Source organism: Steroidobacter cummioxidans, assembly GCF_003104955.1.
Window position 1 is genome coordinate 1 of sequence record NZ_LSRW01000121.1, and the last position, 19,468, is coordinate 19,468.

Below are 19,468 nucleotides of genomic sequence, written 5' to 3' on the forward strand. Positions count from 1 at the left end.
GGAGACCATCGACGACACACTTCGTGATCGCTGCCAGCAGCTCGATGTGCATCCCACCGGGCCGATGTGGCACGGCGATGCACTACTCTCGAAGGGCGCGACTGCGACGCTGGAGACCGAGGCTGCTCAGCGATACGCGGTGCTCGCAGCGGGGTTGTCCAAGGCCAGGCTGGAACCCGAACGTCGGCCGTTGCGCGTGCCGGTGCGAGAATTGAAGTGGCGCATCGAGGGCGCCGACGTGCATCTGCAGTTTCGTCTGCAGCGCGGCTCGTTCGCGACGGCCGTGCTGCACGAGCTGATCAGCAACGCATTTCAGGCCGAGACCCCCGAAGCCGATGTCTGATTGGTCACTTCACTCGCAGCAGCACGTAGACGGCGCCACTGCCGCCGTCCACCTGTCGAGCCGAGCCGAAGGCCTGGATGTTGTCGATCCTTTGCAGCCACTGATTCACGACGTTCTTCAGCACCGGGCCCCGCGGGCCGGAGCCGCGACCCTTGCCGTGAATGATGCGGACACAGCTCGAGCGGCGGTTCACCGCTTCGGTGAGGAATTCGCGCATGGCCGCCTTGGCTTCGGCGCCGGTCATGCCGTGCAGGTCGAGCTCGGCGTCGACGGTGTAGTGGCCCCGCCGCAGCTTGACCAGCACCGCCTCGGGCACGTGCGGGCGGCGAAAGCTGAGCTCGTCGCCGGTCGCGAGCATGGCCTCGTCGCTGGGCGGCAGCAGGCTCTCTCTCAGGACTTCCTGCTGATCCGCCCGGGTAAAGCGCGCTCGCGGCGGCGGTTTGGGCGGGGACGGGGCACGCTTGCTGGTGTCACGCAAACGGCGTACGTCGCGCATCGCGTCCCGAAAGGTCTGGTCATGATCCCGATCGTCGTTCACCCCAGCGTCACCTCAAGTAGCCATCCCTGGAGCGTTGGCCCCGTGTACTGTCGTTCGCCTCGAAAAGCATCCGGGCTCACCCAGCGTTCGACTAGATTCCAGTATAGTTCCGCGCCGCCCCCATTCATGAATGCATGAAGATTCTTCTCAGCAACGACGACGGCTACCGCGCCGAGGGCCTGCGTGCCCTCGATGAAGCGCTTACGCCGCTTGCCGACATTACCGTGGTCGCGCCCGACCGCAACCGTAGCGGTGCCAGTAACTCACTGACGCTGGACATGCCGTTGCGCGTGCAGCCATTCGACGAGCGCCGCTATCTGGTCGTCAATGGGACGCCCACCGATTGCGTGCACCTGGCGATCTCCGGCCTGTTCGAGGGTGAGAGCGACCACGACATGGTGGTCTCCGGCATCAACGATGGCGCCAACCTGGGGGATGACGTGCTCTATTCGGGCACGGTGGCGGCCGCCATCGAGGGGCGCTTTCTCGGCCTGCCGGCCATCGCCGTGTCGCTGGTCATTCAGCCGGACTCAGGCAATCACTTCGAGACCGCGGCGCGCGTCGCCGCCGAACTGGTGATGCGCGTGCAGCGCTCGCCGCTGCATCAGGCGACCATCCTCAATGTGAACGTGCCCGATGTTCCCTACGATCAGTTGCGAGGCTATCAGGCGACGCGCCTGGGATTCCGTCATCGCTCCGAGCCCATCGTTCGCATGGCGGATCCGCGGGGTCGGCCGGTGTATTGGGTCGGTCCTGCCGGTGGCAGTCAGGATTCGGGGCCGGGTACGGACTTCCATGCGGTGGCGAACAACTATGTGTCGGTGACGCCGCTGCAGATCGATCTCACGCGTCATTCGATGCTCGATGACATGCGCAACTGGCTACAGGGACGGGCTGAATGAAGCCACCGGCGCCACCGAGGAACAACAGTGGTAATCGTGCCGGCATCGGCATGACATCGGCGCGCACGCGCGAACGTTTGGTGCAGCGTCTGCGCGATCAGGGCATCGTGAATGCAGCGGTGCTCGATCAGATTCGCAATGTGCCGCGTCACTTGTTCGTCGATGAAGCGCTCGCGACGCGGGCCTACGAAGATACAGCGTTACCGATCGGACACGGCCAAACGATCTCACAACCTTTCGTCGTCGCGCGCATGACCGAAGCGATGATCGAAGCGGGCACGCCAGGCAAAGTGCTGGAGATCGGCACTGGCTGCGGTTATCAAACCGCAGTGATGTCGCCGCTGGTGCGGTTCATCTATAGCATCGAGCGCATCGGTGCCCTTCAGGAACGCGCGCGGCAACGCTTGCGGGAACTGAATATATCCAATGTCCATTTACGTCACGGCGACGGCTTTCAGGGCTGGAGCGGGCACGCGCCGTATGACGCCATTCTGATGGCGGCCGCGCCGCTCGCGATTCCGGACGTGTTGTTTCAACAGCTCGCGCAGGGCGGGCGACTGATCGCGCCGGTGGGTCCGGAAGGTCGTCAGCAGTTGGTGCGCATCACTCGTCGCGGCGAGGAGTTTCACAAGGAGACATTGGGCTTGGTCAGTTTCGTGCCGCTGCTGAAGGGTTTGAACTGATTTCTGCGCCGTCCCGGTGGCTCACGCTGGGCGTGCTCGTGCTGGCCCTGCTGGCGGGCTGTGCGTCCACTCCGGAGCGTGCCGCTACCTATACCGTCAAGCGCGGCGACACGCTGTACTCCATCGCGTTTCGTCACAAGCTCGATTACAAAGATCTGGCGCGATGGAACCGCATCGGTCGGGATTATGTGATTTACCCGGGGCAGACGCTGCGGCTGTCTCCGCCTGGTGCGAGCAGTGCGCGCACTGCATCGCCTGCCCCGAAAGCAGGGGCCACCTCTGCGCGCAAAGCGCCTCCACCGAAAGCACAGCGCTCCACACCGTCGACACCTCGACAGGCGCCGATTCCGAAGGGGCCGCCCGTGCCATGGCGATGGCCCGTGAACCAGGGAACAGCAACGCTCACATCGCGACCCAACGGTGGTCACGGGCTGATGATCGCAGGGCGACTCGGCGATGAGGTGCGCGCCGCAGGTCCAGGCCGCGTTGTTTATACGGGTTCCGGGCTACTGGGTTATGGCCAGCTGATCATCGTTAAGCACAACGAAACATATCTGAGCGCCTACGGGCACCTGCAATCGGTGGCGATCAAGGAAGGCGACGCGGTGACGGCGGGGCAGCGGATCGCGACCATGGGCAACGGTCCGCAGGGCTCGCCGCAGCTGTATTTCGAGATTCGGATCAATGGCACGCCGGGCAATCCGCTGACATTGCTGCCGCAACGGTGAGCGGCACAACGTGCTGTGCGCTGGCCCGATCATTGCAGATCATTGCAGCCGAATCATTGCATTCGGCCCCCCGCACTTTCGCGATGCGAACAAGGGTTGCGCAATACGCTAGCGTGTGTCTAAATCCGCCCCCAATGCGTCCTCCCAAAAACCACCCAGCCGGGTGACAGGGAGAAGACGCGGGGGCGGAGGGGGATTCGAGGAAACAGCGCGAAGAAGAACAAAAGCAAAATAATAAGAATATTCCGTCCAGGCGACGACTCCAGTGGAGCGCACCGGGCGAGTTGGGTCGAACGATCTTCAGTCCCTCGCGTCTTCTCCCGGTCATCCTGCTTCGGCAGGGTGACCGGGAGATGTTCTTCTAGCTGTTATTCAACAGTAGCGCCGCCACCACGGTGCGTCCTTCGCTTGCCAGGATGTTATAGGTGCGGCACGCCGCGCCTGTAGCCATCACTTCGCAGCCGATCCCTCGCGACATCACGGCCCCCAGTACTTCGGGCGAGGGGAATTCCTGTTTCTCGCCCGAGCCGATCACGATCACTTCGGGCTGCAGCGCAAGCACCGGCTGCAGATCGTCGAGCGACAGCTCGGCGACGCTGCGCGGCCGCCAGTCGCTGATGATCTGATCCGCTTTCACCAGGCAGCTGCCGCGGATCACGGTCTCGCCGATACGCACCTCGCCGGGGGCGTAGGAGCGGATCAGGTTGATGCCAGCAATTTTCTCGTCGGTGAGTTTCATTCGGCTACCATAGCGCAGGTCGAAAGCCGCTGCGCTGAAGATGTTGAAGACGCTGACTCTGATCGTTTCCGGATTGAATCCCTTACGCCCCGGGGACGAGCAAGGTGCCGCTCAGTGGCCGCAGCTGGCGCGTCTCGCCGGCCGGGGCTCGGCGAGCAAGCGACCGATCGATGCCCGCCAGGACGCATTGCATGCGGCCATCCTCGAGGCACTTCAACTCCGCGGCGTTGCCGATAAGTATCCCAGTGCGGCGGTCATTCGCACTGGCCTCGGTGGTGAACGTGCCGACGGTTTTTGGGTGCGTGCCCAGCCTATACACTTCGCCGCGGGTCTGGATCGACTGACCACGGTGCCTCTGCACGGGCACGCGCGCATGAGCGTTGCTGAACGCAAGTCGTTGACACCGACGTTCGTCGATCATCTACAGTCCACGGGTTTCGAGTTGCACGATGGGGCGCAGGGCGAATGGCTCCTGCGCAGCGAAGCGCCGCTGCAAGTACAGACCGTCAGTCCCGACTTTGCTGCTGCAAATCCTATGGAAGACATTCTGCCGCACGGCCGGGATGCGGGCGGACTGCGACGCTTGATGACCGAGCTGCAGATGTTGTTACACGAGCATCCGGTCAATACGCAGCGCCAGCTGCGCGGGCTGCCGGCGCTGAATGCGATCTGGTTGCATGGGGAAGGAATGTTGAGTGACGTGAGCGCAAATGTAAGCGCACTGGCTTTGCCCGCCGCCTGCGGCGACGATGTTTATTTGCGTGGTATCTATTGTTTGCACGGCCAGCCGGTGAAACCAGCTGCGACGAATGTCAGCGAGCTGCTGTCGCAACTCAGCGGCCCGTCGGTCGCAATGATCGACGTGACGAATGCAGAGACGCTCGATACGCAGTGGCTCGCGCCGCTGAGCCGTGCATTGATGAGCGGTGCCATAGCCAGACTCACGGTGATATTCGACGGCTGGCAGGTCGTCACCCATCGCGCAGACATGTTCAAACTGTGGCGTCGTGATTTGCAACCGGCGAACTGGGCCGCATGTTGAACCGAACTATTCGCCGCCGCGAGGCGGGCGGGTTGGCTGCGTTGCCCGGCGATCTGCATCCACTGCTCAAACGCTTATATGCGAACCGCGGCGTCAATGAAGCCGACGACCTCGATCTCGGTCTCGCGCGCTTGATTCCGGTGAGTCGACTCGGCGGCATCGACGCCGCAGTCGATTTGCTCTGTGAACACTTCCGTCGCGGCAGTCGCATCGTGGTCGTCGGAGATTTCGATGCCGACGGCGCGACCAGCACGGCGCTGGTGGTGCGTCAGATGCGACGGCTCGGTTTCAAGCACGTCGATTTCCTGGTGCCCAATCGCTTTCAGTACGGCTATGGCCTGACGCCCGGGATCGTGCAGCTCGCGGCGGAAGCGAAGCCGGGATTGATCGTCACCGTCGACAACGGCATTTCGAGTCATGCCGGCGTGGCTACGGCCACGTCGCTGGGCATCGAAACATTGATCACCGATCATCACCTCGCGCCCGAAACGGTGCCGGCCGCGAACGCCATCGTGAATCCCAATGCGCCGGGCGATACGTTTCCCAGCAAGGCGCTCGCCGGCGTTGGCGTGGCGTTTTATTTGATGGCGGCACTGACCCGCGCCATGCAGGACCGCGGGCTGTGCGCGAATCCGCCAGCGATTGCCGAACTGCTCGATCTGGTCGCGCTCGGCACGGTTGCCGATCTCGTGCCGCTCGATAGAAACAATCGCGTGCTGGTGCATCAGGGACTGCGTCGCATTCGTGCGGGCCGCTGTGTCGCGGGCATTCTCGCTTTGGCCGAAGCAGCGAATTGCGTTCCGTCGCAGGTGGTCGCTGCTCATCTCGGCTTCCAGATCGGTCCTCGCTTGAATGCGGCCGGCCGCTTGGACGACATGTCCATCGGCATTCAATGTTTGCTGACCGACGATCCCAACATGGCGCGCATGCTCGCGGCGCGGCTGACGCAGTTGAACAGCGATCGCAAGGAGCTCGAGCTGCAGATGCAGCAGGAAGCGCTGATGGCGATTGCCGATATGCGCGCCGAAGATCCGCAGCTGCCGCTGGGTCTATGTTTGTTCGACGAGTCGTGGCACCAGGGGGTGGTCGGTCTGGTGGCGTCGCGCGTGAAGGAGCGGGTCAATCGCCCGGTCATCGCGCTGGCGCGTGCGGATGCGACTACGTTGAAAGGCTCGGCGCGCTCGATCTCGGGCGTTCACATCCGTGATGTGCTCGATGCGGTCGCGACCCGTCATCCTGGGTTGATCGAGAAGTTCGGCGGCCACGCAATGGCGGCGGGGCTGACCTTGCCGGCCGCGACGCTCGAAGTGTTCCGCGCCGAGTTCGACGCCGAGGTGCGTCGCTGGATGAGCATCGACGACACCATCGGCATCGTGCACTCCGACGGCAGCCTGCAACAGGACGAGCTGACGCTCGATGTCGCGCGGCTGCTGCAGCAGGCCGGCCCTTGGGGCCAGAACTTTCCCGAGCCGCTGTTCGATGGCTGCTTCGAGGTTCGTCACGTGCGCATCCTCGGCGAGCGGCATTTGAAGCTGGAGGTGAGGAGCGTGTCCGGCGACGGGCCCGTAGGTGCTGCCGCGAGCTGCGAGGCGATTGCGTTCCGTCACTTCGATCACGACGACGCGCCGCACGTGCAGCCCGATTCCCGGGTCGAGCTGGCCTATCGCCTGGACGTGAACCGGTTCAACGGCTCGGAGCGCCTGCAGCTGGTGGTCGAGTATTTGCGGGTCCTTTGAGCGTCGGTTTTTGCTAGGATCCGCCTCCCGCAATTGAATTGCCCGCGCTCGACGCCACGCTCAAGACATGGAAACCAATCCCATTCGCCGTTTCATCGAAGACCTCACCGAGCGCAGCGGGGCGCTCAGGAGGTTTCTTTGACTACGACACCAAGAGCGACCGTCTCGCGGAAGTAAGCCGCGAACTGGAAGACCCTGCCATCTGGAATACGCCCGACCGGGCCCAGGAACTGGGCAAGGAGCGCGCGCGCCTGGAGCAGGTGGTCGGCACGTTGGACAAGGTCACGCAGGGCCTGACCGACGCCAGCGAGCTGCTGGAGATGGCCATCGCCGAGAACGAGCCTGGCGCCGTTGCCGATGTGGAGCGTGACCTCGCCGGCATCGATGCGCACCTCAAGAAGCTGGAATTCCAGCGCATGTTCCCGGGCCAGATGGACCCGCACAGCTGCTTCCTGGACATTCAGTCGGGTGCCGGCGGCACCGAGGCGCAGGACTGGGCGAGCATGCTGATGCGAATGTACCTGCGCTGGGGCGATCAGCATGGTTTCAAGACCGAAGTCGTCGATGTGAGCGACGGCGAAGTTGCGGGCATCAAGAGCTGCACGATCAACTTCAGCGGCGACTATGCCTATGGCTGGCTGCGCACCGAGACGGGCGTGCATCGCCTGGTCCGCAAGTCGCCGTTCGATTCGAACGCGCGGCGGCACACGTCGTTCGCGTCGGTGTTCGTCTCGCCGGAAATCGACGATGACATTCAGATCGATATCAATCCCGCGGACCTGAAGACCGACGTGTACCGCTCCAGCGGCGCCGGCGGTCAGCACGTCAACAAGACCGAATCCGCCGTGCGTATCACCCACATGCCCACCGGCATCGTGGTGGCCTGTCAGGCCGAGCGCAGTCAGCACAAGAACCGCGACAAGGCGATGAAGATGCTGAAGGCGAAGTTGTACGAGCTGGAAGTGAACAAGCGCAACGCCGCTGCCAAGGTGCTCGAGGACGCCAAGTCCGATGTGAGCTGGGGCAACCAGATTCGCTCGTACGTGCTGGATCAGTCGCGCATCAAAGATCTGCGCACCAACGTTGAAATCGGCGCCACCGACAAGGTGCTCGACGGCGACCTCGACCCGTTCCTGGAAGCCAGCCTGAAGCAGGGCCTGTAAAACATGTCCGAAAACACCAAGACCTCCCATGCGCCGGCTGCCGAGCCAGTCGATGAGAACAAGCTGATCGCCGAGCGGCGCGCCAAGCTCGACAAGCTGCGTGGCCCCGGGGCCAACGGCTTTCCCAACGATTTCCGTCGCGATGCGTTGGCCGATCAGTTGCTGGTGGCGTACGGCGATCGCGAGCCCACCTGGTTCGATCAGAACACGGTGCGGGTCAAGGTCGGCGGCCGCATGATGAGCAAGCGCGTCATGGGCAAGGCCAGCTTCGCCAAGATCGCCGATCGCAGCGGTGAGATTCAGCTGTTCCTGCAGAGCGCCGCCATCGGCCCGACGTATGACGAGTTCAAGTCCTGGGACGTGGGCGACGTGCTCGGCGCGGAAGGCACGCTGTTCATCACCAAGACCGGCGAGCTGTCGGTGAAGGTCGAGAAGCTGCGTCTGCTCACCAAGTCGCTGCGACCGCTGCCGGACAAGTGGCACGGTCTGTCGGATCAGGAAACGCGCTATCGGCAGCGCTACGTCGATCTCATCGTCAGCCCGGAAAGCCGGCAGACGTTCAAGACACGCACGCGGTTGGTGAAGTATCTGCGTGACTTCCTCGACGCCTTGGACTTCCTCGAAGTCGAGACGCCGATGATGCAGGCGATCGCCGGCGGCGCGGTGGCGAAGCCGTTCGTCACACATCACAACCAGCTCGACATCGATTTGTATCTGCGCATTGCGCCGGAGCTTTATCTGAAGCGTCTGGTGGTCGGTGGCTTCGAGCGCGTCTATGAGATCAATCGCAACTTCCGTAACGAGGGCGTGTCGACGCGACACAATCCCGAGTTCACGATGCTGGAGTTGTATCAGGCGTACGCGGACTACACCGATCTGATGAACCTGGTCGAGCGCATGTGTCAGGGCCTGTGCGACACCATCCTTGGCAAGCGGCAGATCGAATATCAGGGCGAGGTGTTCGACTTCGGCCAGCCGTTCCGTCGCGTGACGGTCGAGGATCTGGTCGTGCACTTCAATCCGGGGATCGAGCGCGCCAGGCTGCGTGACCTGGAATACCTGCGTGCTCACTGCGACAGCATCGGCGTGCCGTACGGGCAGGGCGATGGCCCGGGCAAGCTGCAGATCGAGATCTTCGAGAAGACGGCCGAGCATCGGCTGCTCGCGCCGACGTTCGTTTATGGCTATCCGACCGAGGTGTCGCCGTTGTCCCGGCGCAATGACTCGGATCCGTTCATCACGGATCGGTTCGAGTTCTTCATCGGCGGTCGTGAGATCGCCAACGGCTTCTCGGAGCTCAACGATCCCGAGGATCAGGCGCAGCGGTTCAAGGATCAGTTGGCGCGCAAGACCGCAGGCGATGAAGAGGCCATGCAGTACGACGCCGATTACATCCGCGCGCTGGAGTACGGTTTGCCGCCGACGGCGGGCTTGGGCATCGGTATCGATCGGTTGGTGATGTTGTTTACCAACTCACCGTCGATTCGCGATGTGCTCTTGTTCCCGTACATGCGGCCTGAGACCTGAGCGACTTGCTAGCGCGCGACGCTTCGCGTCGCGCGCAGCCTTGTCTCTTACTCAGTCGGCGAATACGGCATCGTCGCCCGCGCCAGCACAGCATCCTGCCCATCGATGCGCAGCTCGCTATTCAGCTGCGCCAGGCTGATGACCGCCAACACGTCAGATCCGTTCTCGGTCGCGACGGCATCCACCACATCGCCCGCGTGTTGTTCCCCAGCTAACACACGCGTCCCGGGCGCAGGCGCCGCCGCCGCGCTGTGAAATAGAAACATCCGTCGCTTGACCGCTCCGCGGAAATGAGTGCGGGCAATGATTTCCTGGCCGGTGTAGCAGCCTTTCTCAAAGCTGATCCCGCCGAGCAGATCGATATTCAGCATCTGCGCCACGAAGGCTTCGTGAGTTTCGGGATAAACCTGCGGCAGTCCGGCTCGTACTTGAGCCACATGCCACTGATGTTCGTGCGCGGCATTGGAAGGGGCGGACAGCGAACCGAGCACCAACACGTCTGCCACCCCGGGCAATGTGAAGTAACTCACACCATCGATCTCTCGATGCGACCCTGCTGCATCCAAAGTCACATCAGCGGGCAGAGCCGAGCGGGGCGCAACGCCGACCTGGAGATGGGGGGCACGCTCGATCTTCGCTTTGGCCCGCAGCACATACTTGCGTAGACGCAGCACCGTGCTGTCGACGAGCGCCGCAGGCAGCACCAAGGCAATGCCGTCGGTGCGCGCCACCATCCAAAACACCGCTTGGACGCGGCCCTGCGGGGAATTGCAGCAGGTCAGTTGCACTCGATTCGAATCGAGCGTGTCCAGATCGGCCGTCAGCTGACCTTGCAAGTAGGCGCGCGCGTCGGCGCCGCTCACCATAATCGTGTCGAGCCTTGTCAGGGGGCTCACAGGCAGGCCGGCGCGGGCCGCAGCGGAAACAGGGACAGACATTCGTGAAATCCGAAATCAAGCATCGCCACAAAAGATAAGGGCAGCGTTCCGGCCCCCGGGGGGTTCTGGCACACTACCGCCCGTTTGAACGGTCACTGACATCATCGTCCGGTTCCATGCCAGATACAAATTTGCGGCCAGATTCACCCGCCGGGGCCGAGCGCCCAAGGCAGGATGTTTCGGCTGCGACCGAGACAGGGACCGAGCCGCGCGCGCCAGGTGCCGCCGGCGAGCAGGCACCCAAAGAGATCGGCGGCCGCGACGGGCCGGAGCCGACTCGCTTCGGCGATTGGGAAAAAGCCGGCCGTTGCATCGATTTTTGATCCGCCTTGTCCGTAATTCAGGCCATTACTCACAATGAGCAATCCCAAGTACGAGCGGCCGTTGTCGCCGTTCATGATGTATCGATGGCAGTACACCAATACGCTGTCGATCTTGCACCGGGCCACGGGCTGTGCGCTCTCCGTCGGTTTGCTGCTGTTTGTCTATTGGCTGGTCGCCGCTGCCAGCGGGCCTGAGGCCTACGCCTCGGCGCAGGCGGTGTTCGCCAGTCCGCTGACCAAAACCGCGTTGGTCGGTTTTTCGTTTGCGTTCTTCTATCACCTGTTGAACGGCGTACGTCACCTGGCCTGGGACACCGGCCACGGCTTCGAGAAGAAGAAGGCGCGCACCAGCGGCTGGGTCGCGTTCCTGGGAGCGGTGGCGTTGACCGCGTTGTTCTGGGTCGTGCTCGTGCGCCGGGGTGAAGTATGAGTCTGCGCAGTCCGGTAGGACGGGTTCTGGGACTGGGCGCGGCGGGCGACGGCGTCGGTCACTGGTGGGCGCTGCGCGTCTCGTCGGTGGCGCTGGTGCTGCTCGGTCTGTGGTTCGTGTTCGCATTGGTGCGCATGCCTGATGTGAGCTATGCGACCGTCACGGCTTGGATCGCAGCGCCCGTCAACGCAGTGCTGTTGTCGCTGTTGGTCGGCACCATGCTGTATCACTCGATGCTGGGCGTGAACGAAGTGGTCGAGGATTACGTGGCCAGCCACGGTGCCAAGATCGCCACCAAGATCGTTCTGCAGTTCATTCATTTCCTTCTCGGCGCTCTCGGCATTTTCTCCGTGCTGCGCATTGCCTTCGGGAGCGCCGCATGAGCGCGTATCAGTTCATCGATCACAACTACGACGTGGTCGTGGTCGGCGCCGGCGGCGCTGGCCTGCGAGCCACTTTCGGTCTGGCGCATTCCGGTTTGTCGGTCGCGTGTTTGACCAAGGTGTTTCCGACCCGTAGCCACACGGTGGCCGCACAGGGCGGCATCAGCGCCGCGCTCGGCAACATGGGCGAGGACGATTGGCGTTGGCACATGTATGACACCGTCAAGGGCTCCGACTGGCTCGGCGACCAGGACGCCATCGAGTTCATGTGCAAAGAGGCGCCCGGCGCGGTGATCGAGCTGGAGCACTACGGTGTGCCGTTCTCACGTACCGATGACGGTCGCATTTATCAGCGTCCGTTCGGCGGCATGACGACGCACTACGGCAAGGGCACCGCGCAGCGCACTTGCGCAGCGGCGGACCGCACCGGTCATGCGATGCTGCATACGTTGTATCAGCAGGCACTGCGTCACGAAGCGCAGTTCTTCATCGAATATTTCGCTGTCGATCTGATCATGGAGAATGGCGAGTGCCGCGGCGTCGTCGCGATCAACATGGCGGACGGCACGCTGCATCGCTTCCTCGGTCATCAGACGATTCTTGCGACCGGCGGCTATGGCCGCGCGTACTTCTCTTGTACGTCCGCTCACACTTGCACGGGCGACGGCGGCGGCATGGTGTTGCGCGCCGGCTTGCCGATGCAGGACATGGAGTTCGTGCAGTTCCATCCGACCGGCATCTACGGCGCCGGATGTTTGATCACCGAAGGCGTGCGTGGCGAAGGCGGCATTCTGCGTAACTCGCAGGGCGAGCGTTTCATGGAACGTTATGCGCCGAACGCGAAGGACCTGGCGTCACGCGACGTGGTCAGCCGCTCCATGACCATGGAGATTCGCGAAGGCCGCGGCGTCGGTGCTCACAAAGATCACATCTTCCTGCACCTCGAGCACCTCGGTGCCGAAGTGATTCACGAGCGTCTGCCGGGCATCGCCGAGACCGCGAAGATCTTCGCCGGCGTCGACGTGACCAAGCAGCCGATTCCCGTGCTGCCGACCGTTCACTACAACATGGGCGGCGTCCCGGCGAACTATCACGGCGAAGTCGTGACACTGAAGAACGGCAATCCCGACTCGGTCGTGCCGGGCTTGATGGCGGTGGGCGAGGCGGCGTGCGTGTCCGTGCACGGCGCGAATCGTCTGGGCTCGAACTCGCTGCTCGACCTGGTGGTGTTCGGCCGCGAAGCGGCGCGTCATGCCGCCGAGATCGTCAAGCCGAATACACGGCATCGGCCGCTGCCGAAGGATGCAGGCGACCTCGCGCTCAGCCGCATCGACAAGTTCCGTCATGCCAAGGGCTCGCTCAAGACGGCCGACATTCGCCTGAACATGCAGCGCGTGATGCAGAACCACGCGGCCGTGTTCCGCACTTCCGAATCGCTCGTCGAGGGCGTGCAGAAGATGCAGGAAGTGTTCAAGTCGTTCGACGAAGTCAACGTCAGCGACCGCGGCATGGTGTGGAACACCGATCTGATCGAAACGCTGGAGCTCGACAACCTGCGCAGTCAGGCCGTGGCGACCATCGTTTCCGCCGAGAACCGCAAGGAAAGCCGTGGCGCACACGCCCACGAAGACTATCCGGAGCGTGACGACGTCAACTGGATGAAACACACCCTCTCGTGGGTGGATCCGCAGGGCAAGGTGTCGCTCGACTACCGCCCGGTGCACTTGAACACACTGACCAACGACGTAGAAGTCGTGCCGCCCAAGGCGAGGGTGTACTGACCATGGCGCAATTCCGTCTTCCCAAGAACTCGGTTGTCGGTGTCGGCAAGACCTACCCGGCGCCGGCGGGTGCCAAAGACGTGCGGAGCTTCCGCATCTACCGCTTCGATCCGGAGTCCGGTCAGAACCCGCGCTACGACACGTACGAAGTGGACATGTCGTCGTGCGGTCCGATGGTGCTCGATGCGCTGATCAAGATCAAAAACGAGATCGATCCAACGCTGACGTTCCGCCGTTCGTGCCGCGAAGGTATTTGCGGCTCGTGCGCAATGAACATCGACGGCGTGAATACGCTGGCGTGCACGCGCGCCACCGAGGACGTGAAGGGCACGGTGAAGATTTTCCCGCTGCCGCACATGCCGGTGATCAAGGATCTGGTGCCGGATCTCACGAATTTCTACGCGCAGTACGCGTCGGTGAAGCCCTGGCTGCAGACCCGCACGCCGGCGCCGCCGGATCGCGAGCGGCTGCAGTCGAAGGAAGATCAGGAAAAGATCGATCGTCCGGCGGCCTGTATTCTGTGCGCCTGCTGCTCCACCTCGTGCCCGAGCTACTGGTGGAACGGCGATCGTTACCTGGGGCCTGCGGCGCTGCTGGCGGCTTATCGGTGGATCGTGGATACCCGCGACGAGGCCACCGGCGAACGCCTGGATGACCTGGAAGACCCGTTCAAGCTGTATCGCTGCCATACCATCATGAACTGCACCGAGGCCTGTCCGAAGGACCTGAACCCGGCCAAGGCCATCGCCGAGATCAAGAAGAAGATGGCCGAGCGGCGTATTTGATGAGCGATAATCCGACCGTGGGACAGCTCCGCTGGCGTTGCCGGCGGGGCATGCGCGAGTTGGACGTGCTGCTCGAACGCTATCTGCAGGAACGGTATCCTTCCGCCCCGGCTGCCGAACAACAGGCCTTCGTAGCATTGCTCGAGGCGCCAGACCCGCAGCTGTTCGCCTACGTAGTGCAACGAGAGGTCCCGGACGATCCGGATTGGGCGCATGTCATTGCCATACTCCGCAACCCAGCCGCCAAGCAGGGCGCTGACGCTTGACGTTCGGGGCCGTCGCTCCGAGCGGCGGCTGGGCGCGCTCGCGCTGTTGGGAGTCGCGGCGACAAGCATGCTTCTGCCACTGCCGGCGTTATCCGCCGCACTCTTTTTTGTAGTTGCTACCGCCGTGGTCGGGCTTGGCCTATGGTCGCAAGGATGGCTCGACGGGGCCCGCCGGTTGACGACTGTCAGCTGGTTGTCCGACGGTCGCTGGATCCTCTCCAGCGCCACCAGGAAAAATATTCCCGCAACGTTGTCCGCCGAATCGCGCGCCGGGAGCCGTTGGTTGTGGCTTCGCTGGCACACCGGTGCCGGAAATCGCTCGATGTTGATACTGACGGGCGACGTACTACCCCTGGAGCTGCGTCGGCTGAGCGTGCGTCTACGGCTGGAATCAGTCTGCCGGACTGGTTTGATCGGTGCGTGACGATGATTTTTGAACGCGGTCACGCAATCGCTCAGCGAGTGTTCAGGAACACTTATGTCCCGCAGAACTTTCGCGCGGTTCGCCAGTCTATGGAGGCAGTCGTGGCGTTGCCGATGAGCGCACTTCCGCCGGTCGGGCAGGGAGCGAGCGCTTGACGACCAACCCGGATGACACCGACCAGGAGCTGGTCCGGCGCGTACAGGCGGGCGACCAGACGGCATTCAATCTGCTGGTGCTGAAATACCAGCACCGTGTGTTGAAGCTGGTAGGGCGCTTCGTGAACGACGCCGCCGAAGCCGAGGATGTTGCCCAGGAGGCGTTCCTCAAGGCGTATCGGGCGCTGGCATCGTTTCGCGGCGACAGTGCGTTCTATACATGGTTGTATCGGATCGCGATCAACACGGCGAAGAACGCGCTGGTGTCGCAACGCCGCCGGCCGGTGGACTTCGATCTGGATCTGCAGGATCCGGACCAGTACGACCGGCAGGCGAAACTGAAGGAAGCGGACACTCCCGAGGGAGTGCTGCTGACCGACGAGATTCGCGCCGTGGTCGAGGAGGCCATGGAGCAACTGCCTGAAGACCTGCGCACGGCCATCGTGCTGCGCGAGTTGGAAGGGCTGTCGTACGAGGAGATTGCCGAAGCGATGGATTGCCCGGTGGGTACGGTGCGATCCCGGATTTTCCGGGCGCGCGAGGCCATCGACAAAAAGCTCAAGCCGCTACTCGATTGAGTGGCGTTGAGCGGTCCGGCAGGTGTCGAGTTGTGGCAAATTGGATGGGCGATGACGATCGTGGTGACAGCATGACGGATGCTCTGAACGAACAGCTTTCTGCTTGCCTGGACGGCGAATTGCCGCCGGCCGAGCTGGATCTGCTGTTGAAGAGGGTGGGGCGTGGCGCTGAGCTGCGTGCTGCCATCGGCCGCTACTCCCTGATCGGCGAGGCGATGCGGGCCGAGCGTCCGGCAGTTGCGTCCCCCGATTTCGCCAGCAAGGTCATGGCCGCCGTGGCCGCCGAGCCGGTCCAAGCCGAGACCCCGGTGCCGATGGTCCGACCCAAGGTCGTTCAGCAACCGGCCGTCGCGCGCACTTCTGGAATTTCTCCCGCTACCGCTCGTTATCTGCGTCCCGCGGCCGGCATGGCCATCGCGGCCGGCGTCGCCGCCGTGGCAGTGTTCACCATCCAGCCGACGGGTCAGTCGGATCTCGCGCCGGTGGGCGCGCCATTGATCGCAGCGAATCAGCCGGCTGCGAATGAGGCTATGGTCTCCTCGGATCCTGCGTCCAGTTACGTGGTGCCGACCTCTACTACCAGGTCCGCATTCATTCCCGCGACTCGCCTCACCAACTACGTAGTCGCGCACAGTGAATATTCCTCGCCGCTCGGTCGTCGCTCGGTATTGAGTGGCGTGCTGGCCGATGACGCAGAAGCCCAGGCTCTGGAGTCCGGCGAAGCCGAGATCAAGATGTCCATCGACGACGGCTCTCCGGAACGCTGATGGCTGTGCAGCGAGCCACTGCCCCCATGATGAGATGGCCGGTTGGTCTGATCGCCGCCTTGCTCGCGGTGCTATCCACGGCGCACGCCGGGGACCGCGAAGCCCGCCAGTGGCTCGAGCGCATGTCGGAAGCGCTCGCCACCCGCAACTACGAGGGCCGCTTCTTCCACTTGCGTGATTCGCGCTCCGAAGCGATGCGGATCTATCACCGCGTCGATAAGGGCAAAGTGACCGAGCGGCTGGTGTCCCTCGACGGCAGCGGCCGCGAGATCATCCGCAACCAGAGTGAGGTCGTTTGCTATCTGCCGGACCGGCGCACGGTGCTGGTGGAAAAGCGCACCGACGACAACACGCTGCTCGCCGCCGTGCCGGCGTACAACGAGGAGCTCGAAGCTCACTACAACATCGAGCGTGGCCCGTTCACCAAGGCGCTGGGGCGTCGTACGCAGGTGATCAATGTCACGCCGCGCGACCAGTTCCGTTATGGCTATCGCCTGTGGCTGGACGATGAAACGGCCATGCCGCTGAAGTCGCAGCTGTGCGATCGCGAGGGCAGGGTCATCGAGCAGATCCTGTTCGCGGAGCTGAACTTCCGCGACCGTATTCCCGCCGACAGTCTCAAGCCATCGATTTCTGGCGAAGGTTTTCGCTGGATCCGGCAGGACGTGCAGCCGCAACTGGCTGCGGGTCAGGTCGGAGGGTGGGGCGTGATTCGCCTGCCCGCGGGCTTCCGGCTGACGGCGTGGCGCATTCAATTGATCGCCGGCTCCAATGTCCCGGTGCAGCACCTGGTGTATTCGGACGGCCTGGCGTCGGTGTCGGTGTTCATCGAGCCGGCTGACCCCCAGGCGCAGCCCCTGCGAGGGCTGGCCAAGGTCGGCGCCGCCTTTGCCTTCTCGCGTGCAATGGACGGCCATCAGGTCACGGCGGTAGGCGAAGTGCCGCCGGTCACCCTGGAGGCGATCGCCGCCAGCGTCACCAAGGACGAGGCCAGGACGGTCCCAGCGCCCGCGACGCCGGCTGCTCCGCCGCCAGCGGCGCAACTGCCGAACCAGCATCCCGCGGGTCCGCCGCCGCCCCAGCAGTAATGACGACCTGGACGGTGCTCAGCCGGGCCGAATGCAGCCTGTGCGAGCAATTACTGACGGAGCTGGCTGAAGAATTGAGCCCGGCCGAGGCCGCGCAGGTCAGCGTGGTCGATGTCGACGGGGATCCGGACCTGGCCCGCAAATACGGTCACCGGGTGCCCGTTCTACTGGCCGACGGCGACTTCGTCTGCGATTACCGTCTGAACCGGGACCGGGTCCGCCAGATCCGCTGACGGCTTAGGGCGCCAGCCTCACCTGGTGCTATACGCCCACCGCCGGGCCGCAACCCCGCTATAATCCGCCGCCGCCGGCCAGTCCTCGGCCAGCAATTACAAGCCTTTGCAGATGAAGCTGATCCGCAACTTCTCGATCATTGCCCATATCGATCACGGCAAGTCCACGCTCGCCGACCGCTTCATTCAATTGACCGGCGGCCTGGAAAAGCGCGAGATGGAGGCGCAGGTGCTCGACTCCATGGATCTGGAGCGCGAGCGGGGCATCACCATCAAGGCGACGAGCGTGTCGCTGCGTTACCAGGCGCGCGACGGTCAGACGTATCTGCTGAACATGATCGATACGCCGGGCCACGTGGACTTTTCCTACGAGGTGTCTCGTTCCCTGGCCGCGTGCGAGGGCGCGCTGCTGGTCGTGGATGCGGCGCAGGGTGTCGAGGCGCAGAGCGTCGCGAACTGCTACACGGCCCTCGAGCAAGGCCTCGAAGTCGTACCGGTGCTCAACAAGATCGATCTGCCGTCGGCCGAGCCGGACCGCGTCATCAAGGAGATCGAAGAAATCATCGGCATCGAGGCGGGCGATGCACTGCGCGTCAGCGCGAAAACCGGTGAGAACGTACCTGAGCTGCTGGAGCACTTGATCGCGCGCATTCCGCCGCCGAAGGGCGATCCGGACGCGCCGCTACAGGCGTTGATCATCGACTCGTGGTTCGACAATTACGTCGGCGTCGTGTCGCTGGTGCGCGTGGTGAACGGCTCGTTGCGCATGGGCCAGAAGATTCGCATGTGGTCGACGGGCCGCGCGCATACCGTCGACAAGCTCGGCCGCTTCACCCCCAAGTCCAAGGCGAGCGAGACGCTCGAGACCGGTGAAGTCGGCTTCGTCATCGCCGGTATCAAGGAGATCAATGGCGCGCCGGTGGGCGACACCATCACGCTCGACGCTCGTCCGGCGAGCGAGCCGCTGGCCGGTTTCAAACAAGTGCAGCCGCGCGTGTTCGCCGGCTTGTTCCCGGTGCAGTCCGACGATTACGAAAATTTCAGAGACGCGCTCGCCAAACTCAAGCTCAATGACTCGGCTCTGCACTACGAGCCGGAAGTCTCGACGGCGCTCGGCTTCGGCTTCCGTATCGGCTTTCTGGGCCTGCTGCACATGGATATCGTGCAGGAGCGATTGGAACGCGAGTACAACCTGGACCTCATCACCAGCGCGCCCACGGTGGTATACGAGATCCTGAAGACCGATGGCACCGTCATCAACGTCGACAATCCTTCGAAGCTGCCGCCGAGCAACGAGATCGAGGATCTGCGTGAGCCCATCATCACAGCGAACATTCTGCTGCCGCCGGAGTACGTCGGCGCGGTGATCACGCTGTGCTCGGAAAAGCGCGGCAGGCAGACCAAGATGCTGTACGTCGGCAACCAGGTCTCTTTGCAATACGAAATGCCGATGGCCGAAGTGGTGCTCGACTTCTTCGATCGCCTCAAGTCGGTGAGCCGCGGCTACGCTTCGTTCGATTACGAATTCAACCGCTTCGAGACCGCGCCGCTGGTGAAGCTGGACGTGCTGATCAACGGCGATCGGGTCGATGCGTTGTCCTTGATCGTGCATCGCGATAACGCGTATCACCGCGGCCGCGAGCTGGTCGACAAGATGCAGGAGCTGATCCCCCGGCAGCAGTTCGAGATCGCGGTCCAGGCGGCGATCGGCAGTCATGTGGTCGCGCGCGCGACCGTGAAGGCGCTGCGTAAAAACGTTCTGGCCAAGTGCTACGGCGGCGACATCTCGCGTAAGCGCAAGCTGCTGGAGAAGCAGAAAGAAGGCAAGAAGCGGATGAAGCAGGTGGGCTCGGTCGAAATCCCGCAGGAGGCGTTCCTCGCCGTTCTGCAGGTGGGCAAGGCCAAGAAAGAATAAA

At 63.3% G+C, this 19,468-nt stretch carries 23 protein-coding genes; 20 read left to right on the forward strand and 3 right to left on the reverse strand.

Annotation, left to right across the window (positions count from 1 at the left end; all coding sequences use genetic code 11):
- A partial coding sequence (gene truD, locus D0550_RS34130; protein ID WP_116813689.1) for a tRNA pseudouridine(13) synthase TruD occupies window positions 1-343 on the forward strand: 343 nt, incomplete at its 5' end.
- Window positions 344-347: 4 nt separating this feature from the next.
- On the opposite strand, the gene D0550_RS34135 is transcribed toward truD, so the two are convergent.
- On the reverse strand, window positions 348-881 hold the full coding sequence (locus D0550_RS34135; protein ID WP_241521011.1) for a Smr/MutS family protein: 534 nt from the start codon (window positions 879-881) through the stop codon (window positions 348-350).
- A gap of 134 nt (window positions 882-1,015) precedes the next feature.
- Here D0550_RS34135 and surE point away from each other — a divergent pair, with 134 nt between their 5' ends.
- The 3 genes from surE to D0550_RS34150 are packed head-to-tail and all read left to right on the forward strand — an operon-like array spanning window position 1,016 to window position 3,194.
- Window positions 1,016-1,783, forward strand: coding sequence for a 5'/3'-nucleotidase SurE (surE, locus tag D0550_RS34140; protein ID WP_116813691.1), 768 nt, complete (start codon window positions 1,016-1,018; stop codon window positions 1,781-1,783).
- Window positions 1,780-2,466: a protein-L-isoaspartate(D-aspartate) O-methyltransferase gene (locus D0550_RS34145; protein ID WP_116813692.1), complete on the forward strand. Its 687-nt coding sequence runs from the start codon at window positions 1,780-1,782 to the stop codon at window positions 2,464-2,466. The genes surE and D0550_RS34145 overlap by 4 nt, the downstream gene beginning before the upstream one ends.
- A gap of 38 nt (window positions 2,467-2,504) precedes the next feature.
- A complete protein-coding gene (locus tag D0550_RS34150; RefSeq protein WP_206606726.1) occupies window positions 2,505-3,194 on the forward strand; it encodes a peptidoglycan DD-metalloendopeptidase family protein in 690 nt (229 codons plus the stop codon).
- A 361-nt stretch (window positions 3,195-3,555) separates the two neighbouring features.
- On the opposite strand, the gene D0550_RS34155 is transcribed toward D0550_RS34150, so the two are convergent.
- A complete protein-coding gene (locus tag D0550_RS34155) occupies window positions 3,556-3,933 on the reverse strand; it encodes an Mth938-like domain-containing protein (RefSeq protein WP_116813695.1) in 378 nt (125 codons plus the stop codon).
- Between the two features lie 40 nt (window positions 3,934-3,973).
- On the opposite strand from D0550_RS34155, the gene D0550_RS34160 reads away from it, so the two are divergent.
- From D0550_RS34160 to lysS, 4 genes are all read left to right on the forward strand, one after another.
- Entirely contained in the window at window positions 3,974-4,975 is a 1,002-nt protein-coding gene (locus D0550_RS34160) for a hypothetical protein (RefSeq protein ID WP_116813697.1), read from the forward strand.
- Window positions 4,969-6,711: a single-stranded-DNA-specific exonuclease RecJ gene (recJ, locus tag D0550_RS34165; protein ID WP_116813698.1), complete on the forward strand. Its 1,743-nt coding sequence runs from the start codon at window positions 4,969-4,971 to the stop codon at window positions 6,709-6,711. Before D0550_RS34160 ends, recJ begins: the two co-directional genes overlap by 7 nt.
- Window positions 6,712-6,778: 67 nt before the next feature.
- Window positions 6,779-7,874 (forward strand): peptide chain release factor 2 gene (gene prfB, locus D0550_RS34170; RefSeq protein WP_116813699.1). Its coding sequence is split into 2 segments (ribosomal slippage): window positions 6,779-6,841 and window positions 6,843-7,874, totalling 1,095 coding nucleotides; the frame shifts between segments, so codons are not numbered across the junction.
- A 3-nt stretch (window positions 7,875-7,877) separates the two neighbouring features.
- Window positions 7,878-9,401, forward strand: coding sequence for a lysine--tRNA ligase (gene lysS, locus D0550_RS34175; RefSeq protein WP_116813700.1), 1,524 nt, complete (start codon window positions 7,878-7,880; stop codon window positions 9,399-9,401).
- 47 nt (window positions 9,402-9,448) lie between these two features.
- On the opposite strand, the gene ygfZ is transcribed toward lysS, so the two are convergent.
- Window positions 9,449-10,339: a CAF17-like 4Fe-4S cluster assembly/insertion protein YgfZ gene (gene ygfZ / locus D0550_RS34180; RefSeq protein ID WP_116813702.1), complete on the reverse strand. Its 891-nt coding sequence runs from the start codon at window positions 10,337-10,339 to the stop codon at window positions 9,449-9,451.
- 116 nt (window positions 10,340-10,455) lie between these two features.
- Between ygfZ and D0550_RS37055 the strand changes: the two genes are divergently transcribed.
- The 12 genes from D0550_RS37055 (at window position 10,456) to lepA (ending at window position 19,467) form a co-directional block, all read left to right on the forward strand.
- Complete coding sequence (locus tag D0550_RS37055; RefSeq protein WP_116813703.1) at window positions 10,456-10,662, forward strand: DUF1674 domain-containing protein; 207 nt, start codon at window positions 10,456-10,458, stop codon at window positions 10,660-10,662.
- A gap of 34 nt (window positions 10,663-10,696) precedes the next feature.
- Window positions 10,697-11,092: a succinate dehydrogenase, cytochrome b556 subunit gene (gene sdhC, locus D0550_RS34190; protein ID WP_116813705.1), complete on the forward strand. Its 396-nt coding sequence runs from the start codon at window positions 10,697-10,699 to the stop codon at window positions 11,090-11,092.
- Window positions 11,089-11,475, forward strand: coding sequence for a succinate dehydrogenase, hydrophobic membrane anchor protein (sdhD, locus tag D0550_RS34195; protein ID WP_116813706.1), 387 nt, complete (start codon window positions 11,089-11,091; stop codon window positions 11,473-11,475). Before sdhC ends, sdhD begins: the two co-directional genes overlap by 4 nt.
- Entirely contained in the window at window positions 11,472-13,256 is a 1,785-nt protein-coding gene (gene sdhA / locus D0550_RS34200) for a succinate dehydrogenase flavoprotein subunit (RefSeq protein ID WP_116813708.1), read from the forward strand. Before sdhD ends, sdhA begins: the two co-directional genes overlap by 4 nt.
- 2 nt (window positions 13,257-13,258) lie before the next feature.
- Window positions 13,259-14,041 carry a succinate dehydrogenase iron-sulfur subunit gene (locus D0550_RS34205; RefSeq protein ID WP_116813709.1) on the forward strand — a complete coding sequence of 261 codons (783 nt, stop codon included), beginning with the start codon at window positions 13,259-13,261 and terminating at the stop codon, window positions 14,039-14,041.
- Window positions 14,041-14,307, forward strand: a complete 267-nt coding sequence (locus tag D0550_RS34210) for an FAD assembly factor SdhE (protein ID WP_153067482.1) — start codon at window positions 14,041-14,043, stop codon at window positions 14,305-14,307. The genes D0550_RS34205 and D0550_RS34210 overlap by 1 nt, the downstream gene beginning before the upstream one ends.
- A gap of 67 nt (window positions 14,308-14,374) precedes the next feature.
- Entirely contained in the window at window positions 14,375-14,731 is a 357-nt protein-coding gene (locus D0550_RS34775; protein ID WP_153067483.1) for a hypothetical protein, read from the forward strand.
- A 151-nt stretch (window positions 14,732-14,882) separates the two neighbouring features.
- Window positions 14,883-15,464: an RNA polymerase sigma factor RpoE gene (gene rpoE / locus D0550_RS34215; protein ID WP_116813712.1), complete on the forward strand. Its 582-nt coding sequence runs from the start codon at window positions 14,883-14,885 to the stop codon at window positions 15,462-15,464.
- Between the two features lie 71 nt (window positions 15,465-15,535).
- Window positions 15,536-16,231: a sigma-E factor negative regulatory protein gene (locus tag D0550_RS34220; RefSeq protein ID WP_161966225.1), complete on the forward strand. Its 696-nt coding sequence runs from the start codon at window positions 15,536-15,538 to the stop codon at window positions 16,229-16,231.
- 26 nt (window positions 16,232-16,257) lie between these two features.
- The gene (locus D0550_RS34225; protein WP_161966226.1) at window positions 16,258-17,319 is read left to right on the forward strand and encodes a MucB/RseB C-terminal domain-containing protein; all 1,062 of its coding nucleotides are present in this window, start codon (window positions 16,258-16,260) and stop codon (window positions 17,317-17,319) included.
- Window positions 17,319-17,552, forward strand: a complete 234-nt coding sequence (locus D0550_RS34230) for a glutaredoxin family protein (RefSeq protein ID WP_116813716.1) — start codon at window positions 17,319-17,321, stop codon at window positions 17,550-17,552. The genes D0550_RS34225 and D0550_RS34230 overlap by 1 nt, the downstream gene beginning before the upstream one ends.
- 112 nt (window positions 17,553-17,664) lie before the next feature.
- Window positions 17,665-19,467 carry a translation elongation factor 4 gene (gene lepA, locus D0550_RS34235; protein ID WP_116813718.1) on the forward strand — a complete coding sequence of 601 codons (1,803 nt, stop codon included), beginning with the start codon at window positions 17,665-17,667 and terminating at the stop codon, window positions 19,465-19,467.
- Window position 19,468: the final 1 nt, after the last annotated feature.

Coding starts and splice junctions, on each gene's coding strand:
- surE (WP_116813691.1), top strand. CDS start 1,016: ATGAAGATTCTTCTCAGCAACGACGACGGCTACCGCGCCGAGGGCCTG.
- D0550_RS34145 (WP_116813692.1), top strand. CDS start 1,780: ATGAAGCCACCGGCGCCACCGAGGAACAACAGTGGTAATCGTGCCGGC.
- D0550_RS34155 (WP_116813695.1), bottom strand. CDS start 3,933: ATGAAACTCACCGACGAGAAAATTGCTGGCATCAACCTGATCCGCTCC.
- D0550_RS34160 (WP_116813697.1), top strand. CDS start 3,974: ATGTTGAAGACGCTGACTCTGATCGTTTCCGGATTGAATCCCTTACGC.
- recJ (WP_116813698.1), top strand. CDS start 4,969: ATGTTGAACCGAACTATTCGCCGCCGCGAGGCGGGCGGGTTGGCTGCG.
- lysS (WP_116813700.1), top strand. CDS start 7,878: ATGTCCGAAAACACCAAGACCTCCCATGCGCCGGCTGCCGAGCCAGTC.
- ygfZ (WP_116813702.1), bottom strand. CDS start 10,339: ATGTCTGTCCCTGTTTCCGCTGCGGCCCGCGCCGGCCTGCCTGTGAGC.
- D0550_RS37055 (WP_116813703.1), top strand. CDS start 10,456: ATGCCAGATACAAATTTGCGGCCAGATTCACCCGCCGGGGCCGAGCGC.
- sdhC (WP_116813705.1), top strand. CDS start 10,697: ATGAGCAATCCCAAGTACGAGCGGCCGTTGTCGCCGTTCATGATGTAT.
- sdhD (WP_116813706.1), top strand. CDS start 11,089: ATGAGTCTGCGCAGTCCGGTAGGACGGGTTCTGGGACTGGGCGCGGCG.
- sdhA (WP_116813708.1), top strand. CDS start 11,472: ATGAGCGCGTATCAGTTCATCGATCACAACTACGACGTGGTCGTGGTC.
- D0550_RS34205 (WP_116813709.1), top strand. CDS start 13,259: ATGGCGCAATTCCGTCTTCCCAAGAACTCGGTTGTCGGTGTCGGCAAG.
- D0550_RS34210 (WP_153067482.1), top strand. CDS start 14,041: ATGAGCGATAATCCGACCGTGGGACAGCTCCGCTGGCGTTGCCGGCGG.
- D0550_RS34775 (WP_153067483.1), top strand. CDS start 14,375: ATGCTTCTGCCACTGCCGGCGTTATCCGCCGCACTCTTTTTTGTAGTT.
- D0550_RS34220 (WP_161966225.1), top strand. CDS start 15,536: ATGACGGATGCTCTGAACGAACAGCTTTCTGCTTGCCTGGACGGCGAA.
- D0550_RS34225 (WP_161966226.1), top strand. CDS start 16,258: ATGATGAGATGGCCGGTTGGTCTGATCGCCGCCTTGCTCGCGGTGCTA.
- D0550_RS34230 (WP_116813716.1), top strand. CDS start 17,319: ATGACGACCTGGACGGTGCTCAGCCGGGCCGAATGCAGCCTGTGCGAG.
- lepA (WP_116813718.1), top strand. CDS start 17,665: ATGAAGCTGATCCGCAACTTCTCGATCATTGCCCATATCGATCACGGC.